Origin of the sequence: Veillonella sp. ICM51a (genome assembly GCF_000524355.1) — a bacterium.
Lineage (GTDB): Bacteria > Bacillota > Negativicutes > Veillonellales > Veillonellaceae > Veillonella > Veillonella atypica.
Genome location: NZ_JAPX01000050.1, coordinates 51,992 through 74,148, shown reverse-complemented (window position 1 = coordinate 74,148; position 22,157 = coordinate 51,992). Strand labels below are relative to the sequence as shown.

The following is a 22,157-nucleotide window of genomic DNA, read 5'->3' as shown; positions in this document are numbered from 1 at the left end:
ATATATATTCTATTTCTGCCTAGAAAATTATTTCTTTGTTATACAGATAAAAGAATACTGCGCTACGCGGAGCCCGAAGTCGTTTTCAGAGAGGGTGTTCTCTTTCTACACTATGTACATTAATCAATTATTTTTTGTTGTGAAAGGGCAGGGCCGACGCAGGGTGTGAGCTAACAGAGGAGCATAGCGACACATGGGAGCCACACATCGCTAATCCAGAGATATAAGATTTTCCAAAGGAAAATCCACAGCATCTGGAAAAGTCATTTTTTCACGGGGTGTCTTTTTTCATATATAATCTATTTCTGCCTAGAAAATTATTTCTTTGTTATACAGATAAGAGAGTACTGCGCTACGCGGGGGCCGTAGGCCCTCCTGTTCCTCGATTGGGTGGGCAATAACGGATTTTATCAATTTCACTACTATTATATACCGAATTAACACTAGACTTAATGCATGGGGCGGTGGCGTGTTCTGAAACCGACTTTACACTCACTGTGGATTTCGTTTTACGAAATCTTACGTTCGTGACTAAGTGATGTGTGGGCCCCATGCGTCGCTATGCTCCTCTGTTGCCTCACACCCTACTTATGTCCCTGTGAGCCCGCAGGGCGAATCAGACCCGGTCGGTGGAGGTTCTCAGGACACGTCGTCACGGGCCGTAGGCCCTCCTTTCTATCGGTTGGGTAGGCAATAACGGATTTTATCAATTTCACTACTATTATATACCGAATTAACATAGAACGAGATAGTTGAAGGTGATGGTGCCTCTGAAAACGACTTCGGGCTCCGCACAGGCCGTAGGCCCTCCTGTCCCTCGGCTGGGTAGGCAATAACGGGTTTTATCAATTTCACTACTATTATATACCGAATTGACACTAGCCTTAATGCGTGGGGCGGTGGCGTGTTCTGAAACCGACTTTGGCCCTGCGGAGCCCGCAGGGCGTAGTCAGACCCGGCCGGTGGAGGTTCTCAGGACACGCCACCGCCCTCCCACCTTTAACGCAAGACATATTCGGTATATAATAGTAGTGTATTGTATAAAAACGAAAGGAGGGCCTATGGCTCAATATTTCACAGACCGCCTCCAACGGGTCTTCCACTTAATTTTTATGTCTTATGATCCGCAGTCCGCTCAAGAGGGTCTCCGCATATTAGAGTCGATTGTAAATAATCAATCAAACGATACAAAGCCATCCCAACATGAACTGCGCTCAACGAGCACAACGCCAGATAGCGCTTGTGCCATCGATACAAAGGAAATATACCAAAAGGCATTATCGCCTGAAGAGCGTGAATTGGGTGATGCATATGCCCTATTGGCACGTGTCTATGCAGGGCCTCGCTTTACGTGGGCCGAGTCGGGTTTTCCAGAGGATAATATGCGCACGTATCAGTGTTTGCATGATAGTATCCGCCGGAATAGTTCAATTGGCACATTACAAGCATTGCGCATAGCCGGGTCGATTACGCCTACGGTGAGGCGAGATATGCAGTTGTCCTTTGACGACGCATTCCGCATCATCTATGATTATGCAAAGCAGGATGATGCATACTGCCAATATATTATAGGTAATGTATTCTTTTGGGGCGATTACCACGTTATTAACGAGGCTAAGCAATTATTAGGTCCAGAAAAGGCTAGCTTTAGTCAACGATTACACCAAGCAACGCGCAGCAAGAGTTTACGTGAAGTCATTGCTACCTTGCGCGGTATGGTAGACGAAGAAACGCTACAAGCAAAATCTCGGGAGCATGCGAAATACTGGTTTACCAAAGCCCTTGATCAAGGACTCGCCATGTTCCAAGGGAACTTGCGCAATATTTATATCGATGAAGGCGATTATGAAAATGCACGCCGTGTGGCACGCAGGGCCGCTGAACTAGGCAATCCGACCATGATGCTCTATACGGCTCTCGACCATCACGAAAGAGGCGAGTTTACAAAGGCTTTCACATGGTTTACAAAGGGTGCTGACCTAGGCCAACCAGAATGTATCGCAGAACTTGCGGACTATTACTACCATTTTTATGAACAGCCTATGCTCCGTGCTACGATTCCCTATGATCCAGTTAAGGCCACGGAATTGTACCAACAGGCAGCAACAAAGAATTTTAACGATGCAGGCTATGCCGCCTTGCAGGCCGCATTTAGCTATATCTTTCACATTGGACATCTCCCCCTCGACTGGGGGCTTATCGCCGATTTGACACATATGGCGGCTACTAAGGATAGATTCTTATTTGCATTGCCGTATATTAGCTATATGCGCATTCACGGCATCGGTGTGACCAAGAACATCAAATTTGCGGTGCAGTCCTTGATGCGCGTCTTAGAAGAGGAAAATCGTGCCTTACAAGAGGAGGACCGCGTTCTCTTCTACGACATCACCCGTGCGCTCACACGCGTTGCCTTGGGCTACGCCTATGAAAAAGGTTATGTGATGGGAACACCTGACCTCGACAGTGCCGTTCATTATTATGAAAGCTCCCATCAGTACATCGTGTCACATCTCGCCAATCGCAGCGAAGAGATTAAGGATATTCCTGTAGATGACGAAGCGGCAGAACGATTAGAAGCCTTCGAAGAAATAGACGGCCATTGGCATTACAAGGAAGGTATAACCGAATCCTCTACGACCGTGCGCCCGGCCCCTACCACATGGCCTCACAATGCAGCCCGATTATCCATTACTATGAATGGCTTTCAGTGGGATACCACATTATATGACCGAGAAACCATCGACAAGGCCCTATCCACACAAGATACGGTGGTGCTTAGCTTTTACAATCATTTCCTAACCATTCCAGACAAATTACGGAATATCTATAAACTGGAGACTAAACGTATGCCACGCAACACCTATCAAGTTCGATTGTACGGCTACGATTCAGCCGAAGGGCATGAGATTATTTATAAATCGCTGCTCAATGTAGAGGATGTCCATAATTTGTGGCATAATCTTTATGAAAGCCACCGTTTACCGGAGCTTTCAGATGCATGGGCCATCGAAACAGACGAGGAAAAACCGACGTGGCACTATGTACTCGACGTCGATCAAGAACCATTCCTACTCGAGGAATATGACGATGCCAACGCCATGATACAAGCATCCTTGGAGGGCCTCAAGAGCAATCGCTACGAGCAAATCAACGTTCGTACCCACGATTTTATTGGGCCATCCTATTTCATATTCAAGGGCAAGCGGTCCACACCATTTAGGGTGCAACTATACCTCAAGGAATCGATGCGCCACATCGTCGATGAACACGGCAAGCAAAAGCACATTCCCGGTAATACATACCTATTTGAACAGTACTTTGGCAACGAAGTATCCTTGAACTACTGGATACAACGAACTATCAATACATTAGACATTCCAGAGTTAGATAATTGGAAACCGCTCAGCGTGCCTAAGGATTTACAATAATAGAATAAAAGAACACAAAGGAGCTAGTACACAGCGTACTAGCTCCTTTGTTATAACCTAAACATAGGCTACATATATTATAAATGATCATGAGGGTAATGAACGTGGAACTCCCCATTTAGATTGAGCCCCTGCATATCTTGACGTTCAATCTTATCAAGCATTTTAGAACGAGCAGTTGTCATGCTATCATCACTATGCTTTCCACCAAAGAGAGCAAACTTAGATTTACCAAGCGTATACATAGTTTGTACATAAAACTCGCCAGAGTGTCCAAATGGTTTATCATAGCCCATGCCTACCGAAATATGAGGCGTTACATTCACATTAACACCCGTTTTAATTCCATTACTATAGATACCATTTACAGGAAATGCGATATTATAGTTATATATATCATCACTAAACCATTCTATATCTCTAATCTCACCATTCATATGATTCCAATGGTAACGATCGATATGGGCTCGCAAATAACGGGCATTTTTGAAAGTTCGTGCATAGCCGATATCATATCCAGAGGCAACACGTTTTTCATGACTTTCACCAACATTAACTTCTGTATCTTGTATATTATAAGGTGCCGGAATCATTTCGTCACGTACAGTTAAACTATGTGACGACGTCGTATGTCCTAGTGGCTTATAGAAATTAGCATAAAATTCATTCTCACCAGTTACATATTCTACACCTAAACTAGCACGCTTATAATGTTCTTTGAAAGCATAATCATAAAAAGCATTAATACCTACATAGCTATGCTCTCCTTTACTTAGTCGTCGATAACCGATGCCTATACTACCAGTCGTGCCTATAGATTGTGTCGATTGATTAAAGTCATATTCATATACAATGCCGCCTGCATTACGAGTAACATGATTCGCATACCCATTGGCAATTTGACTTACACCGCCATGAGAACTAATTTTTCCTTGTACAAATACTACGCTCTTAGAGTTGTTATCATAATGACCTATAGGTTGTAAGGTCTCTATGCTATATATTGGCTTGTGATTGGTTTGAAACTTCGCTGAAATATCAGTTCTATCAGCCTAATCTTGATAACTGCTGGAATTCACTTTCACAGCAGTATTTGTATCAGTACTATCTGCGAAAGCAATAGACCAACACATCGTACAAGCTGCTACACAAAGTAGCAGTCGTATATTAAACTTTGTTTTACGATACATATATAATATAATCCTTCATTTACATAATTATTATTGCAATATTAAAATTACCATCCTTTAGGTAATTTTTATGAGTTACAGATTATAAACCTGGGTCACGTGGTACTATTACCCAGAATTCTTCATATGACTTACCTATAACCATAGGACTACGGTCTACCTTATCTAACATTCTAGCACGAGCGTTCGTAATAGTATCATCACTATGTTTACCACCATACCAAGCAAACTTAGGTGTCCCTAAAGTATATTTAATAAATCCATAAGCACCACTAGCATACTTATTATCGGATGTATATCTTAAATCTAGTGAAATATGAGGTGTCACTTGTAATGTAGTACCCACTTGCCAGCCAGAACTATTATTGAGATCCGAAATCGGCGACGTTCCGCCACTATACGTCGAAACGCCAAGTCCCTTCCAGTGATAAGCGCCTATATGCACACGAGCCCATCGTGCATTTTTAAATGAACGAGTATAACTTACATCATAACCAGATAATACTTTTTGAGATGTATACACATTAATACTAGCAGTACCACCATACAAAGGAAATGGCAGATGCGATACCCCCTTCGAATATGATTGAGATTTTATATCTCCTAAGCCTCTATATACATTGGCACGAACTTCATTAAGTCCGGCCACATATTCTAAGCCTCCACTAACTCGATTAGCATTCTCAGAAAAGGCGCGATCTGCAAATACATTAATACCTATATAAGCATGTTCATGTTTACTGAGCTGACGATACCCTAAACCAATATTCCCCACAGTACCTAAAGATTTTGTCTCATCATGTCGTTCTGGTTTTCTTTTTGTTTCCACAGTATTTGTAACTGGATCGTATGGATACCAATAGCCACCTGCCCCATCAAAATAATTAACCTTATGCTCTTGACCACCTTTATCAATACCACCTTGTACAAAAAGTACAGACTTAGAGTTTTCATCATAATGAGTTAAGGGTTGCAATGTTTCTACAGATACTTGCTTACCCATCTTTGATTGTGTACCAACCTTAATGTCTGTACGGTCCATCCAATTAGAACGAACAGCTTCATGTTTAGCTCCATTCACTTCTGTAGTAGAATCTACTATACCTTGCCCATGCCCATTTTGTACATCTGCTGCAAAACCTGTAGCACTAAACGCACATGCTACAGCACCTAAAACCATTGCTTTTATCATTAATGTCTTGCTCATTAAAATTACTCCTCTATTATTACATGTCTTATTTAATATCTATAATCTAAACTACAGTGGTATTATAGATGATCGATAGGTGCTAAATAATCGTATTCAATATCATCAAAGGATTCTACAATCATGTCTTGGCGACGTACCTTATCTAACATTTTAGAGCGAGCAGTAGTAATTCTATTATCACTATGTCTACCACCCCAGAAAGCAAATTTAGATGTACCTAATGTATATTTCACAGTACCATACATACCTTTCGACATATTATTAGCATGGTTATACCCAATATCTAAGGATATATGTGGAGTTAACTGTAATTCAGCACCGATTTTAATTCCCTTATAGTGATTTGCATCCCTCACTGAAAACCATGGAACGGACCAATGGCCTGGACGTCCCCAATTAAAATTTTGTTCATGGCCAAAACCTTGCCCCTTCCAGCGATATCCATTTACATAGGCACGAGCCCAACGAGCATTCTTAAAGGATCTAGCAAAACCGATTTCATAGCCGCCTAGTGCTCTATCGCCTTTGTAGGTATAATAATTTTCACTAGGAATCGTATGGTATGGGAAATCTGATGGATAACCATTAGGATACAAACGTTTAGGGTATGGATTACCACCACCACCTTTTACAAGGTCCTTATCCCCAAGCCCCCTGTACACATTGGCATATACCTCATTGAGTCCATTTACATACTCTACACCACCGCTAATACGATTGTAATTGCCTGTGAAAGCTCGATCAACAAATGCATTGACACCTACATAGGCATGTTCATTGCGGCTAAGACGTCGATATCCAATACCAACAGTACCAATAATCCCTAATGTTTCTGATGATTTTTCATCCGTATTTATTTTAGTGTAACTAGATTGCCCATTCCGATTAATTGTTAATTCAGGGAGAAGGTAACCACGCATCTCTTTCGATGCTATTTTCTCACCGCCACGTCCAATGCGCCCCTGTACAAATAGAACACTTCTACTGTTCTCATCATAGTGAGAAATAGGCTGCAATGTTTCTATATAGGCCTTCGTTAGATTGCCGTAATCAGATTGCTTATTATAAATGGTATCCAAATCATCCGTTAGAAAGTGTCCTTTATCTAATTTGGACTGGCCTCCAGTCTGTACACCTACAGCAATATCCGTGCGATCCATCCAATTAGATTGTACTGCCTCATGCTTTGCTGTATCGCTCACTTGTGGCGCCACATTGGCCGCTCCCACTACAGCACTTGTGCTACACACTATGGCCCCCATAACCATAGATGTTAATACTAACTTATATTTCATTACGAAACTTCTCTCCTTTTAGTTTTATAAATTATCATCAATTTTATAAGTGATCATTAGGGTTTACATACCAATCTTCTTCATATGTATGGCCTATTGTTAACGGACTACGCTCTACCTTATCTAACATTCTAGCACGAGCATTTGTAATAGCATCATCACTATGTTTACCGCCATGCCAAGCAAACTTAGAGGTACCCAATGTATATTTAACAAATCCATAGGCACCACTAGTATCTTTGCTATCCGATGTATAGCCTACATCTAGCGATACATGAGGCGTTACTTGTAATGTAGTTCCTACTTTCCATCCATGACTGTTGCCAACTTCCAGTGTTTTCAATAATGCGTCGCTATGATTAGGCATACTAAGACCATTCCAATGATATACGGTCGCGTGTACACGGGCCCAACGAGCATTTTTAAATGTACGCGCATAACTTACATCGTATCCAGATAATACCTTTTGAGACTCATGTGGCATATAGTAAGCAGCGCCACCATCCAAATCAAATGTGAAGTACGATGGCGGTAAATGTATCATATCAGATTGCGATTTCACACTTCCTAAACCTCTATATACATTAGCTCGGACTTCGTTAAGGCCTGATACATATTCTAGACCCCCACTCACACGATTAGCATTCTCGGAAAAGGCGCGATCAACAAAAGCATTGACACCAACATAGGCATGCTCATTCTTACTAAGATGGCGATACCCTAAGCCCACATTAGCTACAGTCCCTAATGATTTCGTATGTTCATATTTTTCTGCCATATATCGTTGGTCACCTTTACCCGTTGCAGGATTATAAGGATACCAAATCTCATTATATCCGTGATAGTAACTAGCAGAATGCTCTTGACCACCTCTGCCAATACCGCCTTGTACAAACAATACGGACTTGGAGTTCTCATCATAATGGGTTAACGGTTGTAATGTTTCTACAGATACTTGCGCACCTACCTTAGATTGTGTGCCAACCTTAATATCTGTGCGGTCCATCCAGTTGGGTTGCACGGCATCATGTTTTTCCGTGCCTTGTATATTTTGTTGTGTATTAGTTATATCTTGTGCACGTTGAGTATTTATATCTGCAGCAATACCCGCTGCACTAATAGAACAAGCTATGGCTCCAAGAACCATAGCTTTTACAACTAATATTCTTTTCATGTTTCTCATTCTCCTCTATATATAGTTCCAAGATATATATTCATCTTTATTTCATTTTTATTATATGTATATATTTGGATATAGTCAACGAAAGAGCCTACATTTAAACCAACAATAAATATCGTTTAAATCTCAAGTCTGTATATTATTTCATTCTATTGTAAGTAAAAATATACATAAAGAAAAAACCCTCAAAGCTGAGTATACATACTCAAGATTTGAGGGTTTGTGAGGGTTTTGGGAACTTTATTATTTAAATAAAGGCAATAATGCGTTTACCAAACCAGTAAGAGCAGCCATAACAGCTTTAATAATTGTTACTACCATTGCATATTCCTCCTTCTCATACACTCACTTACTAAACTAACTGTAAATATCATAAACGATTATTTTAACTCTAATATGAAATGAGTATATTTTTACACATAAAGTTTTCATGAGGAAAATAGGACAATAACGATTATCATCATATATTTGAGGAGAATGGTAGCATACAATGAATTCATAAATCTAAAAAGTTTTTAATTTTTTTGCTCGTTCTTGTATGAATTGGCCAATCATATGTGCACGATCTATACCAAACTCTGGGTCTACCAGTTGATTATATCTATGTTCTACAATCTCCATACAATGATTCATAATGCCATCCCAATCTACTTTCATAGCAGAGGACACATGTTTCAATTCCAGTGTATGAGTCTTGTTAAAGGCTACGGACACATCAGCATTACGGTTTCGCATAACAGATGCCGCTTTATACCCCAAGGAGTTTCCGTTATCAAAAACAGGAGCAAGACCGATGAATTCTAGGCTTTCACTATTACGAAGAGCCCCAAAATTGCCCCAATGACGATCTTCATTAGCAATGAGCGCATCAAGCACAATCATTTGCTCTAACTGACTCGTCACATCAGTAAGACCAAATGAATGCAACTGATTCACATAATGCGCGTATTCACTCACATCGTTAGGTTTCGTGTTAGCCGTCAATTGCCATGCAGGAATATATTCTACATTACGATTCGTAAAACAGTTGCAGACCGATACATTCTCAGCTTCATCCGACATATAATCCAAATAATACGTTATATAAGGCACATCAAAATATGCTAATATATCGCTAACAACGGCCTCATTAAATGGTTCCTGTTTAAAGGTCAATTCTCCCGCTTTTGAAAGCAAAATTTCATCTCCGCGGTGCAACCAAATCTGACGCAATGTCCCATTATTCGATGTATTCGGCGTCCGACGCCACGGATCATATTGATGTAATGTATCAATAGCCCCTATTAACACTTGATCATCGGGAATTGGATTATCATAAAAATTCACATCAGACCAAGTCACAGAACTATCACAAGGTTTAACCCAATAATGGTCAGAAATACTCACCATGTACGATCGCAAGGACAGTTCAAATGCATCTTCGGCCTGATACAAGGCCTTAATAACATCGTAATTAGAACGACTTTGCGGAATAAATCGATGGTCAATAAATTCATTTAAAGCACGTTCTCTGTTATGAGGCTGCACAAGCATGTTAACAGGTATATGAGCCGCATTCAATACATCAATAATACGGGCCCAATTTCTATCATCGAAAATAGCAAACTGTAAGACAGGTACATCCCTATGCATTAACATAAATTGCATGATATTCCCTCCCTTTACTAGCAGCCAATATTTCCATCATTGTAACACAAAACAAAAACACCAGAAAGCGCTATAATCTCACAAATCGAGCGAAATACCCAAAAATAGCCCCTTTAGAAGGCGACTTTTGGCCCTGTTCCGAAGGAACAGACCCGGCCGATGGAGCCTTCTGAAGGGGATATTTTGACAACTGTATTTAAATCGATTGTGGAATTATAGTGCTTTTACTACTTCTGCACAACGATGGCATAGTGTAGGGTGTTCGCTATCTTGACCTACTGTATCGCGGTGGATCCAGCAGCGTTCACATTTTTCAAGTTCAGATGGAGCAACTACTGTAGCTACACCTGTTTCTTCGTCTTTTACAGCCTCTGCTGGCGCAGCACCGTTTACGATGTGAGCTTCAGATACGATAACAAGTTTAGCTAAGCCTTCTTCACCAAGTGCATTTAATGCATCAAATGCAGCGCCTTCAGCATATACTGTAACGGATGCATCTAGTGGGTGACCGATTGTTTTGTTTTGACGAGCAAGTTCCAATGCTTTTTGTACAGATGTACGCAAGTCTAACAATTGGCTCCATTTATCAGCCAATTCTTGGTTGAAGTGTTCAGGATGACCTTGTGGCCAATCTTGAAGCATAACGGATTCAGGCATGCCTTCTTCTTTAGGCATGTACTTCCAAACTTCTTCTGCTGTGAAGGAAAGTACAGGAGATACCATAGCTACCAATGTTTTCAAGATTTCATACATTGCTGTTTGAGCAGAACGACGAGCTACGTTATTTTTGCTTTCAGCGTACATAGTATCTTTCATTACATCTAGATAGATAGAACTTAAGTCTACTGTACAGAAGTTATGAATTGCATGGTATAACATGTGGAATTCATAGTTTTCGTACGCATCAGTAACCTTTTGACGTACTTCTTCTAAGCGCAACAATGCCCATTTGTCGAATTCGGACATATCAGCATAAGCCACTTTATCAGTATTTGGATTGAAGTCATCCAAATTACCAAGCAAGAAGCGGAATGTGTTACGGATCTTACGATATACTTCGGACAATTGTTTTACGATGTCTTTGGACAAACGTACGTCTGCTTGGTAATCCGCAGAGGATACCCACAAACGCATAACGTCAGCACCGTATACGTCGATGATGTCGCTAGGTGCCACTGTATTACCTACAGATTTAGACATTTTACGACCTTCACCGTCCACAACGAAGCCATGAGTCAATACAGAATTATATGGTGCTTTACCAGTTGTTGCTACTGCAGTTAACAAGGAAGAGTTGAACCAACCGCGATGTTGGTCGGAACCTTCAAGGTACATAGCACATGGTACATCTAAGCCGTTAACTTCAAGTACGCCAGACCAAGAGGAACCAGAGTCAAACCATACATCCATGATGTCTGTTTCTTTTTTGAACTCATCATGACCGCAATGAGGACATTTGAAACCTTCTGGTAACAATTCTTTTGCACTGTGAGCCCACCAAGCATCAGAGCCTTCTACGGCTACTTTTTCTTGCAATGCTTTGATCGTATCATCATTGATGATGTGCTCGCCGCAGCTTTCACAATAGTAAATAGGAATTGGCACGCCCCAAATACGTTGACGGGAAATTACCCAGTCACCACGATCGCGAACCATGTTGAAGATACGATCATGGCCCCATTTAGGAATCCATTGTACTTGATTGTCGATTGCATCAAGAGCTTGTTGACGGTACCCATCTACAGAGGAGAACCATTGTTCTGTAGCACGGTAGATAACAGGGTTTTTACAACGCCAGCAGTGAGCGTATTGGTGACGCAAGCTAGATTTATGAAGCAATGCATTGTTATGCGCCAAGATTTTGATTACAGGCACCTCTGCATCGTGGATTTCTACGCCAGCCAATGGGAATTCAGTATCGCCATAACGATTGTCGTCCACTTGTTTAGTGTAGTTACCAGTTTCATTAACAAGAGATACGATAGGAAGTTCAGTTTTGCCTTCCTTGTTATAACGCATAACGATATTAAAGTCATCTTCACCGTGTGCAGGAGCTGTATGTACGCAACCAGTACCTGCTTCGAGTGTTACATGGTCACCACACAATACTGTAGCATTACGTTCTACGAATGGATGTTTGAACTCAGCCAATTCTAAATCTGCACCAGAGAATCGATTTACGATTTCGTAGTCTTCGATACCGATATCTTTCATAGCCGCATCAACGAGTTCAGTAGCCATCAAGTAGTATTCGTCACCTACTTTTACCCAACCATATTCAAGCTCAGGGTTAACGGAGATTGCTACGTTGGCAGGCATTGTCCAAGGAGTAGTTGTCCAAATAACGGAGTATGCTTGTTTTGGATCTACGCCAGCTGGCAATGTTACCTTTTTCTCGGATACGTAAGGGAATTTTACGTAAATGGAGAAAGATTTTTTCTCAGCGTATTCAATTTCTGCTTCTGCCAATGCAGTTTCACAGTGTGTACACCAGTATACAGTTTTAAGGCCTTTATAGATGTGGCCCCGTTTTGCCATTTCGCCGAAGATGCCAAGTTGTTTTACTTCGAATTCAGGGCGCAATGTTAAATAAGGGCGTTCCCATTCGCCTAATACACCAAAGCGAATGAAGTCTTGTTTTTGGTTTTCTACGCATTCTAATGCATATTCCTTACACTTATTGCGCAAATCAAGAGGCGCCATTTCATGACGGTTAAGACCAGTGTTTTTAATAACCGCATGTTCAATTGGCAAACCGTGCGTATCCCAACCAGGGATGTAGCGAGTATAGTGACCTGTCATTGTTTTGTATTTCATGATGATATCCTTCAACGTTTTGTTGAGGGCATGACCGATGTGCAATTTACCGTTCGCATATGGAGGGCCATCATGCAAGATGAATGGTTTTGCGTCTTTACGCAATTCCAAACGTTTTTGATAAATTTTGTTGTCTTCCCAGAACTTTAAAATTTCTGGTTCGCGCTTAGGCAAATTGCCGCGCATTGGGAATTCTGTTTCAGGCAAATGTAACGTCTTACCGTAATCCATGATGTGCTCCTTTTACATAAAAAAATCGCCCGTCCCCGAAGGGACGGACGTAATATCCGTGGTACCACCCTACTGACCTTCTGTGAAAGCTAAATTTCATTTCGCAAATGCGATACAACTATGCTTCATTTTATGAAAGCCACTTAGACATATAACGGTGTTCACCGGCGGCGTTGCCGCTTGCTCCAAAGTGATCCGCACATCTCTAGATTTCCAAACCTTTCAGCCCATGAGTTTGGTCTCTACCAAATCCGTCTGAGACGTGCCGTCTTTTTCAACGCAATATTCATATAATAGATAATTATAGGGCTCATAAGGGTAGCTTGTCAAATATATTCTACCCGAAATTTATATCATGTTTAACATATACCATTTCACATTATAACTCTTGCGGTACATACGGCTTCTGCACAGAATCTAATAATGCAAAATTCATTGGACTACTTACCATTTCATTATATTGCTCAACCACGGCTTCTTCCGTTTCACTACGAGGATCAGCAATAAAATCCTCAATCTCTTTATCAAGAAGTTTCTTTTGCTCTAAACGATTCTGAGCCTCAGCAGCAGTAATCTTTGCCCCAATTCCATCGGCTGCTTCTTTCTGTTCCTTCAACCACTGGAAATCACTATTGGATTTATGCTCCACAATATGATCTACTATATTGCTATAGATAAGCATCATTTCCGCCATATTAGCGCCATTCGTCTGCCCATTGTTGCGCATCAGTTTAACAAGACGTTCCCCCTCCTGCTTGTGATAGGTCTTAACAATGGTATCTAACGCATCATATTTTGGTTCAAATACATCCATTAATGATGAAAGTTTCTCTAACTGCGTATGAGCAAATGCATAATTATCTGAATCATAGCGCTTTTCTTTATAATACGTATCTAGCTCTTTTACAGCTACCACAATGTCGTGCAATACCGGTAATAAAGCATCCGTAGCGGCTTCCAAGTCACTATGCGTATGCCCCGCATCTCGCGCAGCAATGAGTTCTTGCTCAAGACGTTCATAATCCCGCTCTTTAAACTCAGCTAACGGTATATTTTGTCGTGCTTGCTGCACTATTTCCATATGTTGATGGCTATATTTTACACTAGTAAAATTAAACTCATTTGTGGCGGCCAAATAAAACTTAAAAACACGCCAGATTTCCTTCTCACTATCGCTTTGCGTAGCTTTCACCTGACTGCTATTCCTTAAATTATCCATATTAAACTCACAGCCACTTACAAAGCCTACACTTACTACGATGCACACAACTAAACCTAGGCGGTGCCACCAGTTCTGACAACTCATCTATCGCTCCTAAATGCTCTACATTCCCATAAATTAATATTACAGATATTGTATAAAATTAATACATCCAATTCAAGATGAGGAAATAGCTGGACATACAGAAAAATGAAACTACTTCGGAATGGTATGATAAAACTGCAAAAATCATGAAATAATAGTAGATATGTATCAATAAATCATAATAGCTATATTTCTCTTGTTTTTACAAACATTAGTTCTATAATATAGGTATAAGAAAACCCCATACAAAGTATGGGGTCAACTGAGACAACCGAGAGACGAACATTCCGTCCTATCTAGGTCTCTAAACGTTATCTTATGTGTTAAGTATAACAAGTGCCCTAACTCATGTCAATTAAAGGAGAGAGAAAATGAGACAGACACATCGCACACTAACCAATGTTCCTATCTTAACATTACCAAATGATTTTACATTTAAAGCAAAGGGAGTTATTGATTTTAACAATGTACTTAGTATATTTGATTGGTCTGCCAAGTCAAAACATATAATTATAGATGCAAGATTTTGCCAAAGTATTGAGTACCAAACACTGACATTACTCATACTCTATATATGGCAATTAAAGAGAAAAAAGATTCATATAAATTTACAATATTCTAAGCATTCTTTATTTGGAAAAATGTGGCAAAGAATGAATGGAACCTCATGCTTTAAAATTCTTAATAACACACAAGACAATTTTCACTACGTTTACAACAAGCCCATCTTCGCCATTAAATACAAAGATCATAATATTACGCAAATGCTAAATACAATTCGTGATTACGCTATGGACTTACCTACAGATTTAATTAGAGGATATGAGGATGCAGTTCGTTATATCATATCCGAACTAACATATAATGCATTAGAACACGGTTTTAATCCTCAGATTCCATCATTATTACAATTTAACTGGTATCGAGATAAAAACCAACTATCATTTATTCTTGCTGATCTTGGTGTAGGTATTAAAACACATTTAGAGCAAACCTATGCACCTTTCACAAACAATACAGATGCTATCGCTATGGCACTAGAGCCTGAAATCTCTGGTACATTTGGCGTCAACGTAGGACCTTATAAACAGCAAAATAATGCTGGCATGGGCCTTTACTTATCTAGTAATCTTGGCAAAACATTAGAAGCAGATATGTATATCGTATCGGGCGATGGTGTCGCACATATTTCTCCACTAGATGTAACATACACAACTCTAAACAACTCTTGGCCCGGCACATTTATATACATGACCATTGGTTTTGATAGGCTAAAAACATATGACCTTCATAAACACCTAGAGGATTTTAGAAAACACGCTACCGAAACTGTAGCTAAACGAAATAATATAGTCCGCGCTCCCGAATTGTATATTGATATGTATAACTATTGCGGAGAACGGTGTGAAGTTAAACTAGAAGCTATTAATCTTAGAGAGCGAAAAATCATACCTGCTATACAAAAAGGAGAAACCGTAGTCCTTGATTTCTCTCACGCTATAACAGCTACACACAGCTTCTTAACCGCTTTATTGGCAGATCCAATTAAAATTCTAGGTCTCAAATCATATAAACAAATCAAGATTATAGGGGCTAATGAAACCATTCGGACAATTATAGATTTTGTGTTTGATACATATACAAATTAAATCAGCAACTATTCCTCACGACTTGCTCTAACACTTTACGGCCAGCTTCTTTATTCAACTTATTAATCGTATAATTTTTATTTCGCTTAATTTTCTCCGTCGTATCAAAGGCTTTAACCCATGCTGCTTCATCTTGTTGCCGCACAACTAAGGGTTTAAAAAAGCTTGATGTAGCCACTATCTTCACCTCCATTACTAGAATTAGTTATAAGATGTTCTGCCTCAATATTCTACAAATCTATTATAACAATTATAATCACTAAAAAGATAGATTAAGGGGGTGACCAATGGTCACCCCCTATTTCATTCCATATTAGGTTACTATCATTTATTCAATGATGGATTTAGGTATGGCCTTGTAAATATATAAGGAAATATATCCATCAACCATACTATGCACAATAGTGCCACCTCCAACGAGGACAAATACAACGTACATTAAGTCGATATTCGGTAATGTAGTAGTTGTATAGAATAGTAAACATGCAACAACTTCACCAATAGCATGAATGATAGCGCACACAAAGTTAAAAGTCACAAAAGAAAAAGCATTTGATAATACTTCCATGTGATTTTTAAGATACCACGCACCAAGCAACGCAAAAAAGATATGTGATGCTGCACGCATAACAATAACAAGAGGGAATCCTGCTACAAAGAATCCTAACGTGGATCCAATAACTACACAAGCCGCCGATTTACGTGATAAAAACATAGCCAAAAAGATTGGCACATGACTGGCCAGTGTATAAGACGCCGGTGGTATGACGACTTTCAATGGCATTACGATAGGGATCATAATTGCTAAAGCCATTAATAACGCAGTAATAGTGAGATTTCTGTAAATAGTTGATTTCATGGTAAACACCTCATTTTAAAACTATACTAAATACAAACTAAAAATACCTCACCAAATGCGATGCAATGTCGTAAGCGTTCTTTTACCGCACATGATATAGGATCATGCATCTGACTATATGACAAAAATCAGAGAACTAGTCAAGATGCACGAGCTTACATGACTACAAACGTTCAATAACAGCTTGTGCCATTTCTGTCGTACCCACACGTTTTAAACCATCGCGATAGATATCGCCTGTGCGGTAACCATCAACGAGCACTTGTTCAACAGCTTTTTCGATTGCGTCAGCCACTTGAGGCAAATCAAGGGAGTGACGGCACATCATAGCTGCGGACAAGATTGTACCCAATGGGTTCGCCAAGTTTTGCCCCATAATGTCTGGTGCAGAACCGTGGATTGGCTCATACAATGCTGTGCCAGTACCCATGGATGCAGATGGTAAAAGCCCGATAGAACCAGAGATAACAGCACCTTCGTCAGATAAGATATCGCCGAACAAGTTTGTTGTAACGATAACGTCGAATTGTGCAGGATTTACAACGAGTTGCATCGCTGTGTTATCTACGTAGAAGTAATCTGTTGCGATATCTGGATTAGCTGCCGCTTTCTCTTGAGCAATTTTACGCCATAAACGAGAAGAAGCCAATACATTTGCTTTATCTACGGATACAACCTTTTTATTACGTTTGCGAGCTGTTTCCATAGCAATGTCCATGATGCGCTCTACTTCGTAACGGCTGTAAGTTTCTTTATCCCATGCAAACTCGTTAGCGCCTTCGCCTTGTGCCTCTTCGCGTTCACCGAAATAAATACCGCCAGTCAACTCACGAACGATAACGAAATCTACATCTTGTACGAGTTCCTTTTTAAGAGGGGAATACTCTTGCAAGGATGGATAGATTTTTACAGGACGCAAGTTACAGAACAAACCAAGCTCCTTACGAAGACCGAGGATTGCTTTCTCAGGACGAATAGAAGGATCTACATTATCCCATTTAGGACCGCCTACAGCACCAAGCAAAACAGCATCAGCAGCTTTACAAGCCTCGATAGTATCCTCAGTCAAAGGCACACCATATGCATCAATAGACGCACCGCCCGCTTTTTTATCAATCCAATTAACCTTTACATTAGCTTTCTCAAAAGCCACATCACACACAGCCTTCGCTGCAGCAATAATCTCAGTACCGATACCATCACCAGGAATCAATACGATATTTTTTTCGCTCATCTATATATTCCTCTCCGACGATGAAGCCCCGTTGCAAGCCTCCATTGCCTTAACGGGCCGAGGCCATAGGCCTCGCCCTAGCAAAAGTCGTTTGCGACGGGGCTTCATCGTCTACATCTATCCATATGTACATCATTGCGAAAAAAATCGCAATGATAAGCTACATAGAGCCGAGGTGCATGCTCTGACGCGACTTTAGTAGGTCAAGGCCCTCGGCCGATGACCGTTAAGCTAGCTGGAGCGTCAGAGCATCACCGAGGCTCGGCCACGTACTTATTTGCGATGTTTCGCAAAGTTCACAAGACCTCCTGCTGCCGCAATATCTTGAATGAATTGTGGCAATTCAGTGCCTTGGTATTGTTCGTTTTTAGTCAAGTTGTACACGATACCTTTAGACAAGTCTACGCCGATAGCGTCGCCTGCATCGATACGATCGACTTGTTCGCCGATTTCAATAACTGGTAAACCGATATTGATAGCATTACGGAAGAAGATACGAGCAAAGGAGTGTGCAATGATAACAGGCACGCCTTTTGCTTTGATAACGCCTGGTGCGTGTTCACGGGAGGAACCACAACCAAAGTTTTTACCAGCTACCATGATTTCGCCAGCTTTTACATTTGGCGCGAATGTAGTATCAATGTCCTCCATCGCATGTTCCGCCAATTCGTTCCAGTCAGCAATCGCCAAGTAACGAGCTGGAATGATTACGTCTGTATCTACATCGTCGCCGTAGCGCCAGATTTTTTTGCTTTCAAAATCCATATTAAACCTCCTCAGGGCCTGCAATGCGGCCTAATACAGCACTTGCTGCCGCCACGTAAGGGCTTGCCAAATATACTTCAGAATCAACGTGACCCATACGACCACGGAAGTTACGGTTTGTAGTAGAAACGGTTCTTTCACCAGCTGCCATGATACCCATGTAACCACCTAGGCAAGGACCACATGTTGGCGTGGACACTGCGCAGTCAGCTTGAATGAAGATGTCCAATAAACCATCTTTCATAGCTTGATCGTATACATCTTGGGAACCAGGAATTACGATACAACGAACGAATGGAGCTACTTTGCGACCTTTGAAGATTTCTGCAGCTGCCACCAAGTCTTCGTAACGGCCATTTGTACAGGAACCGATGATAACTTGATCGATTTTAATATCTTTGTCAATCTCGTTGATGTAATGTGTGTTGGATGGCAAATGAGGGAATGCTACAACTGGTTGCAATTGGGACAAATCGATAGTCACAGTTTGAGCATATACTGCATCAGGGTCAGGATTAATAGGTTCTACAGGACGATTTACGCGGCCTTTAATGTATGCTTCAGTAATTTCATCATATGGGAATACGCCACATTTACCGCCAGCTTCGATAGCCATGTTACAGATTGTAAGGCGGTCAGCCATAGTCATGTGTTGTACGCCTTCACCAGCGAATTCAAGGGCCATATAACGAGCGCCGTCTACGCCGATTTTACCAATTAAATCAAGGATTACGTCTTTACCAGTTACCCATTTGTTAGGTTTGCCGATAAGCTCAACCTTAATTGTTTCAGGTACTTTGAACCAAGTTTTACCTTCTGCCATAGCAACGCCCGCATCAGTGGAGCCTACGCCTGTGGAGAATGCATTTACCGCACCATATGTACAAGTATGGGAGTCAGCACCGATCATCATTTCCCCAGGGCCGATAAGACCTTTTTCTGGCAAAATAACGTGCTCGATACCCATTCTACCTACTTCAAAGTAGTTTGTAATGCCATGTTCGCGTACGAAGTCGCGCATGACTTTCGCTTGTGTAGCAGATTGAATATCTTTGTTTGGTGTGAAATGGTCAGGCACCAAGTAGATTTTATGACGGTCAAATACAGGTTTGCCGATTTTTAAGAACTCTTTACGCGCTGGTGGGAATGTGATGTCGTTCATCAATACCGCATCCAAATGACATTCGATGATTTGGCCCGGTTTTACAACATCAAGACCCGCGTGGCGAGCCATATTCTTTTCAGTAATGGTCATACCCATATTATTCTTCCTCCTGTTGTTCTAGCTCCATAGCTAGGAATACTGAGTTTACTGCATTAATATATGCATTTACACTTGATTTAACGATATCGGTGCTAATACCACGACCATGGTACAAGCGACCGTTATATTCTACCTTAAGGGTTGCTTCCCCAAGGGCATCTTTACCTGCTGTGATGGCGCGGATTTGGTAATCTTTTAAGCTAATTGGCAAGCCAACCACACGTTCAACCGCTTTAAGGGATGCGTCTACTGGACCGTCACCTACGGCAGCATCAGCTTTTTCACCTTCTGGGGTCATGAGGCGAACGTCAGCGTATGCGTAGCCTTTTTCACCCAATTTGTAATATTGAGCCACAAGCTCGAATGCTTTTTTATGATGTAAGTTATCTACTACAAGAGCGATAATGTCATCATCGTATACTTGTTTTTTACGGTCTGCCAATTCTTTGAATTTAGCGAAGAGGTCGTTGATTTTCTCTTCTGTGAAAGATTGGAAACCAAGTTTTGCCAAATGATCGGCAAAGGCATGACGACCAGAGTGTTTGCCCAATACGAGGTCTGTTTTTTCAGCCCCTACGGACTCAGGAGTCATGATTTCATATGTTTCAGGATTGCTCATCATACCATGTTGATGGATACCAGACTCATGAGCAAAGGCATTAGAGCCAACGATTGGTTTGTTTGGTGGAACTACGACACCTGTCAAACGACTTACTAGTTTAGAAACTTTCGTAAATTGTTTTGTATCAATGTTCACTTGAAGGTCACCGAAGTAATCATGGCGTGTTTTAAGAGCCATTACAACTTCTTCAATCGCTACGTTACCAGCCCGTTCGCCTAGGCCATTAATTGTGCCTTCTACTTGGCGTGCACCTGCTTTAATAGCAGCTAACGTATTTGCATTAGCAAGACCTAAGTCATCATGACAGTGAACGGAGATAATTGCATTTTCAATGCCTGGTGTATGTTCTTTAATATAGCGGATTTTATCACCGAACTCATTAGGGTTCATGTAACCTACTGTATCTGGTACATTAATAATTGTTGCACCACCAGCAATGGCAACACCAAATACTTGGCATGCGAAATCTAAATCAGAGCGTGCCGCATCTTCACCAGAGAACTCGATTTCATCAACCTTACCTTTTGCATATGCCAATACGGATTTAACCTTATCCAATACCTCTTGGCGAGTCATTTTTAATTTATATTCCATATGAAGCTCGGAAATAGCAATGAATACATGTAAACGGCTACGTTCCGCATCTTTCAATGCATCAATCGCTTTTTGTACGTCCTTTTCATTAGCACGAGCCAACGCACAAATTGTTGCGCCTTTCACTTCGCGTGCAATCGTTTGTACTGCTTCAAAATCCCCAGGGGATGCTGCTGGGAAACCAGCCTCGATTACGTCGATGCCGAGGCGTACTAGGCCTTTCGCAATTTCAATTTTTTCAGGGGTTTGTAAAGATACACCTGGTGTTTGTTCCCCATCACGAAGGGTTGTATCGAAGAAATATACGCGATTTTGATCCATAATCTTCACCTTTTCTGTACTAATAAAACATAACAGTTTATTATATCTATTCATTGTGAAAGTTTAGTCAAACAAAACGTAGAATTAAAGTGCGTGCTCGCAAGCGACTTTAGTAGGCTGAAGACCGTTAAGCTAGCTGGAGCGTCAGATCACCACTTTAATTCGGTCACGTAGTATGGTTGACTAAACTTTTATAAAAAAAAGCCCCTCAGAACAACTGTCGTTGCTCAAAGGGGCGTTATATACATAACACGGTACCACCCTAATTGGGACTCGTTGCGGGTATAACGGAACCACCGTCGATGACTACTGCTGTATTCGCCACCAAAGCTCACGGGAGAGTGTCAGCGTACAACCTCTATTGCCTCGCACCAACCGGCAACTCTCTGAAAGCAGGATCTGTAAACCTTTATACCCATTCATCGCTTGTTTTAAGATATAAAGGTATTGTACTGTATTCTATAGACTTATGTCAATTAAAATAAAATGAATATGACGTATTCTAATATTTATCTATATATTTCTCTTTATCGTTCCTTCTA

15 protein-coding genes and 1 other annotated feature are annotated in these 22,157 nt (G+C 40.9%); of the genes, 2 read left to right on the top strand and 13 right to left on the bottom strand.

All coding sequences use genetic code 11. From position 1 onward, the window contains the following. Positions 1-1,061: 1,061 nt before the first annotated feature. The gene (locus HMPREF1504_RS09960; protein WP_038125291.1) at positions 1,062-3,431 is read left to right on the top strand and encodes a tetratricopeptide repeat protein; all 2,370 of its coding nucleotides are present in this window, start codon (positions 1,062-1,064) and stop codon (positions 3,429-3,431) included. Between the two features lie 77 nt (positions 3,432-3,508). On the opposite strand, the gene HMPREF1504_RS09955 is transcribed toward HMPREF1504_RS09960, so the two are convergent. The 7 genes from HMPREF1504_RS09955 to HMPREF1504_RS09925 form a co-directional block, all read right to left on the bottom strand. Beyond that, complete coding sequence (locus HMPREF1504_RS09955; RefSeq protein WP_232203357.1) at positions 3,509-4,222, bottom strand: inverse autotransporter beta domain-containing protein; 714 nt, start codon at positions 4,220-4,222, stop codon at positions 3,509-3,511. 481 nt (positions 4,223-4,703) lie between these two features. Next, complete coding sequence (locus HMPREF1504_RS09950) at positions 4,704-5,828, bottom strand: inverse autotransporter beta-barrel domain-containing protein (protein ID WP_038125290.1); 1,125 nt, start codon at positions 5,826-5,828, stop codon at positions 4,704-4,706. A 62-nt stretch (positions 5,829-5,890) separates the two neighbouring features. Further along, positions 5,891-7,126 carry an inverse autotransporter beta-barrel domain-containing protein gene (locus HMPREF1504_RS09945; RefSeq protein WP_038125289.1) on the bottom strand — a complete coding sequence of 412 codons (1,236 nt, stop codon included), beginning with the start codon at positions 7,124-7,126 and terminating at the stop codon, positions 5,891-5,893. A gap of 43 nt (positions 7,127-7,169) precedes the next feature. Further along, on the bottom strand, positions 7,170-8,300 hold the full coding sequence (locus HMPREF1504_RS09940) for an inverse autotransporter beta-barrel domain-containing protein (RefSeq protein ID WP_038125288.1): 1,131 nt from the start codon (positions 8,298-8,300) through the stop codon (positions 7,170-7,172). Positions 8,301-8,810: 510 nt separating this feature from the next. Then, a complete protein-coding gene (locus tag HMPREF1504_RS09935; RefSeq protein WP_038125287.1) occupies positions 8,811-9,953 on the bottom strand; it encodes a hypothetical protein in 1,143 nt (380 codons plus the stop codon). A 213-nt stretch (positions 9,954-10,166) separates the two neighbouring features. Next, positions 10,167-13,001 carry an isoleucine--tRNA ligase gene (gene ileS, locus HMPREF1504_RS09930; RefSeq protein ID WP_038125286.1) on the bottom strand — a complete coding sequence of 945 codons (2,835 nt, stop codon included), beginning with the start codon at positions 12,999-13,001 and terminating at the stop codon, positions 10,167-10,169. Between the two features lie 379 nt (positions 13,002-13,380). Then, positions 13,381-14,307 carry a DUF3829 domain-containing protein gene (locus HMPREF1504_RS09925; RefSeq protein ID WP_038125285.1) on the bottom strand — a complete coding sequence of 309 codons (927 nt, stop codon included), beginning with the start codon at positions 14,305-14,307 and terminating at the stop codon, positions 13,381-13,383. 371 nt (positions 14,308-14,678) lie between these two features. Here HMPREF1504_RS09925 and HMPREF1504_RS09920 point away from each other — a divergent pair, with 371 nt between their 5' ends. Continuing rightward, positions 14,679-15,956 carry an STAS-like domain-containing protein gene (locus HMPREF1504_RS09920; protein ID WP_038125284.1) on the top strand — a complete coding sequence of 426 codons (1,278 nt, stop codon included), beginning with the start codon at positions 14,679-14,681 and terminating at the stop codon, positions 15,954-15,956. Position 15,957: 1 nt separating this feature from the next. Here HMPREF1504_RS09920 and HMPREF1504_RS10490 read toward each other — a convergent pair whose 3' ends face one another. The 6 genes from HMPREF1504_RS10490 to HMPREF1504_RS09895 form a co-directional block, all read right to left on the bottom strand. Further along, complete coding sequence (locus HMPREF1504_RS10490) at positions 15,958-16,134, bottom strand: hypothetical protein (protein WP_170999121.1); 177 nt, start codon at positions 16,132-16,134, stop codon at positions 15,958-15,960. 150 nt (positions 16,135-16,284) lie between these two features. Beyond that, a complete protein-coding gene (locus tag HMPREF1504_RS09915; RefSeq protein ID WP_005376418.1) occupies positions 16,285-16,815 on the bottom strand; it encodes a hypothetical protein in 531 nt (176 codons plus the stop codon). A gap of 163 nt (positions 16,816-16,978) precedes the next feature. Beyond that, positions 16,979-18,049 carry a 3-isopropylmalate dehydrogenase gene (gene leuB / locus HMPREF1504_RS09910; protein ID WP_038125283.1) on the bottom strand — a complete coding sequence of 357 codons (1,071 nt, stop codon included), beginning with the start codon at positions 18,047-18,049 and terminating at the stop codon, positions 16,979-16,981. 273 nt (positions 18,050-18,322) lie between these two features. Further along, positions 18,323-18,814, bottom strand: a complete 492-nt coding sequence (locus HMPREF1504_RS09905) for a 3-isopropylmalate dehydratase small subunit (protein WP_016476163.1) — start codon at positions 18,812-18,814, stop codon at positions 18,323-18,325. Between the two features lies 1 nt (position 18,815). Then, a complete protein-coding gene (gene leuC, locus HMPREF1504_RS09900) occupies positions 18,816-20,075 on the bottom strand; it encodes a 3-isopropylmalate dehydratase large subunit (protein ID WP_038125282.1) in 1,260 nt (419 codons plus the stop codon). 1 nt (position 20,076) lies between these two features. Continuing rightward, positions 20,077-21,615, bottom strand: a complete 1,539-nt coding sequence (locus tag HMPREF1504_RS09895) for a 2-isopropylmalate synthase (RefSeq protein ID WP_005381515.1) — start codon at positions 21,613-21,615, stop codon at positions 20,077-20,079. A gap of 228 nt (positions 21,616-21,843) precedes the next feature. Beyond that, positions 21,844-22,047 (bottom strand) — a binding site (T-box leader). Between the last annotated feature and the right edge of the window lie 110 nt (positions 22,048-22,157).

What these genes read in the sequence shown, in the direction of transcription:
- HMPREF1504_RS09940 (WP_038125288.1), bottom strand. Translation starts at nt 8,300, where the DNA reads ATGAAAAGAATATTAGTTGTAAAAGCTATGGTTCTTGGAGCCATAGCT.
- HMPREF1504_RS09905 (WP_016476163.1), bottom strand. Translation starts at nt 18,814, where the DNA reads ATGGATTTTGAAAGCAAAAAAATCTGGCGCTACGGCGACGATGTAGAT.
- leuB (WP_038125283.1), bottom strand. Translation starts at nt 18,049, where the DNA reads ATGAGCGAAAAAAATATCGTATTGATTCCTGGTGATGGTATCGGTACT.
- HMPREF1504_RS09935 (WP_038125287.1), bottom strand. Translation starts at nt 9,953, where the DNA reads ATGCAATTTATGTTAATGCATAGGGATGTACCTGTCTTACAGTTTGCT.
- leuC (WP_038125282.1), bottom strand. Translation starts at nt 20,075, where the DNA reads ATGGGTATGACCATTACTGAAAAGAATATGGCTCGCCACGCGGGTCTT.
- HMPREF1504_RS09920 (WP_038125284.1), top strand. Translation starts at nt 14,679, where the DNA reads ATGAGACAGACACATCGCACACTAACCAATGTTCCTATCTTAACATTA.
- ileS (WP_038125286.1), bottom strand. Translation starts at nt 13,001, where the DNA reads ATGGATTACGGTAAGACGTTACATTTGCCTGAAACAGAATTCCCAATG.
- HMPREF1504_RS09895 (WP_005381515.1), bottom strand. Translation starts at nt 21,615, where the DNA reads ATGGATCAAAATCGCGTATATTTCTTCGATACAACCCTTCGTGATGGG.
- HMPREF1504_RS09960 (WP_038125291.1), top strand. Translation starts at nt 1,062, where the DNA reads ATGGCTCAATATTTCACAGACCGCCTCCAACGGGTCTTCCACTTAATT.
- HMPREF1504_RS09915 (WP_005376418.1), bottom strand. Translation starts at nt 16,815, where the DNA reads ATGAAATCAACTATTTACAGAAATCTCACTATTACTGCGTTATTAATG.
- HMPREF1504_RS09950 (WP_038125290.1), bottom strand. Translation starts at nt 5,828, where the DNA reads ATGAGCAAGACATTAATGATAAAAGCAATGGTTTTAGGTGCTGTAGCA.
- HMPREF1504_RS09925 (WP_038125285.1), bottom strand. Translation starts at nt 14,307, where the DNA reads ATGAGTTGTCAGAACTGGTGGCACCGCCTAGGTTTAGTTGTGTGCATC.
- HMPREF1504_RS09945 (WP_038125289.1), bottom strand. Translation starts at nt 7,126, where the DNA reads ATGAAATATAAGTTAGTATTAACATCTATGGTTATGGGGGCCATAGTG.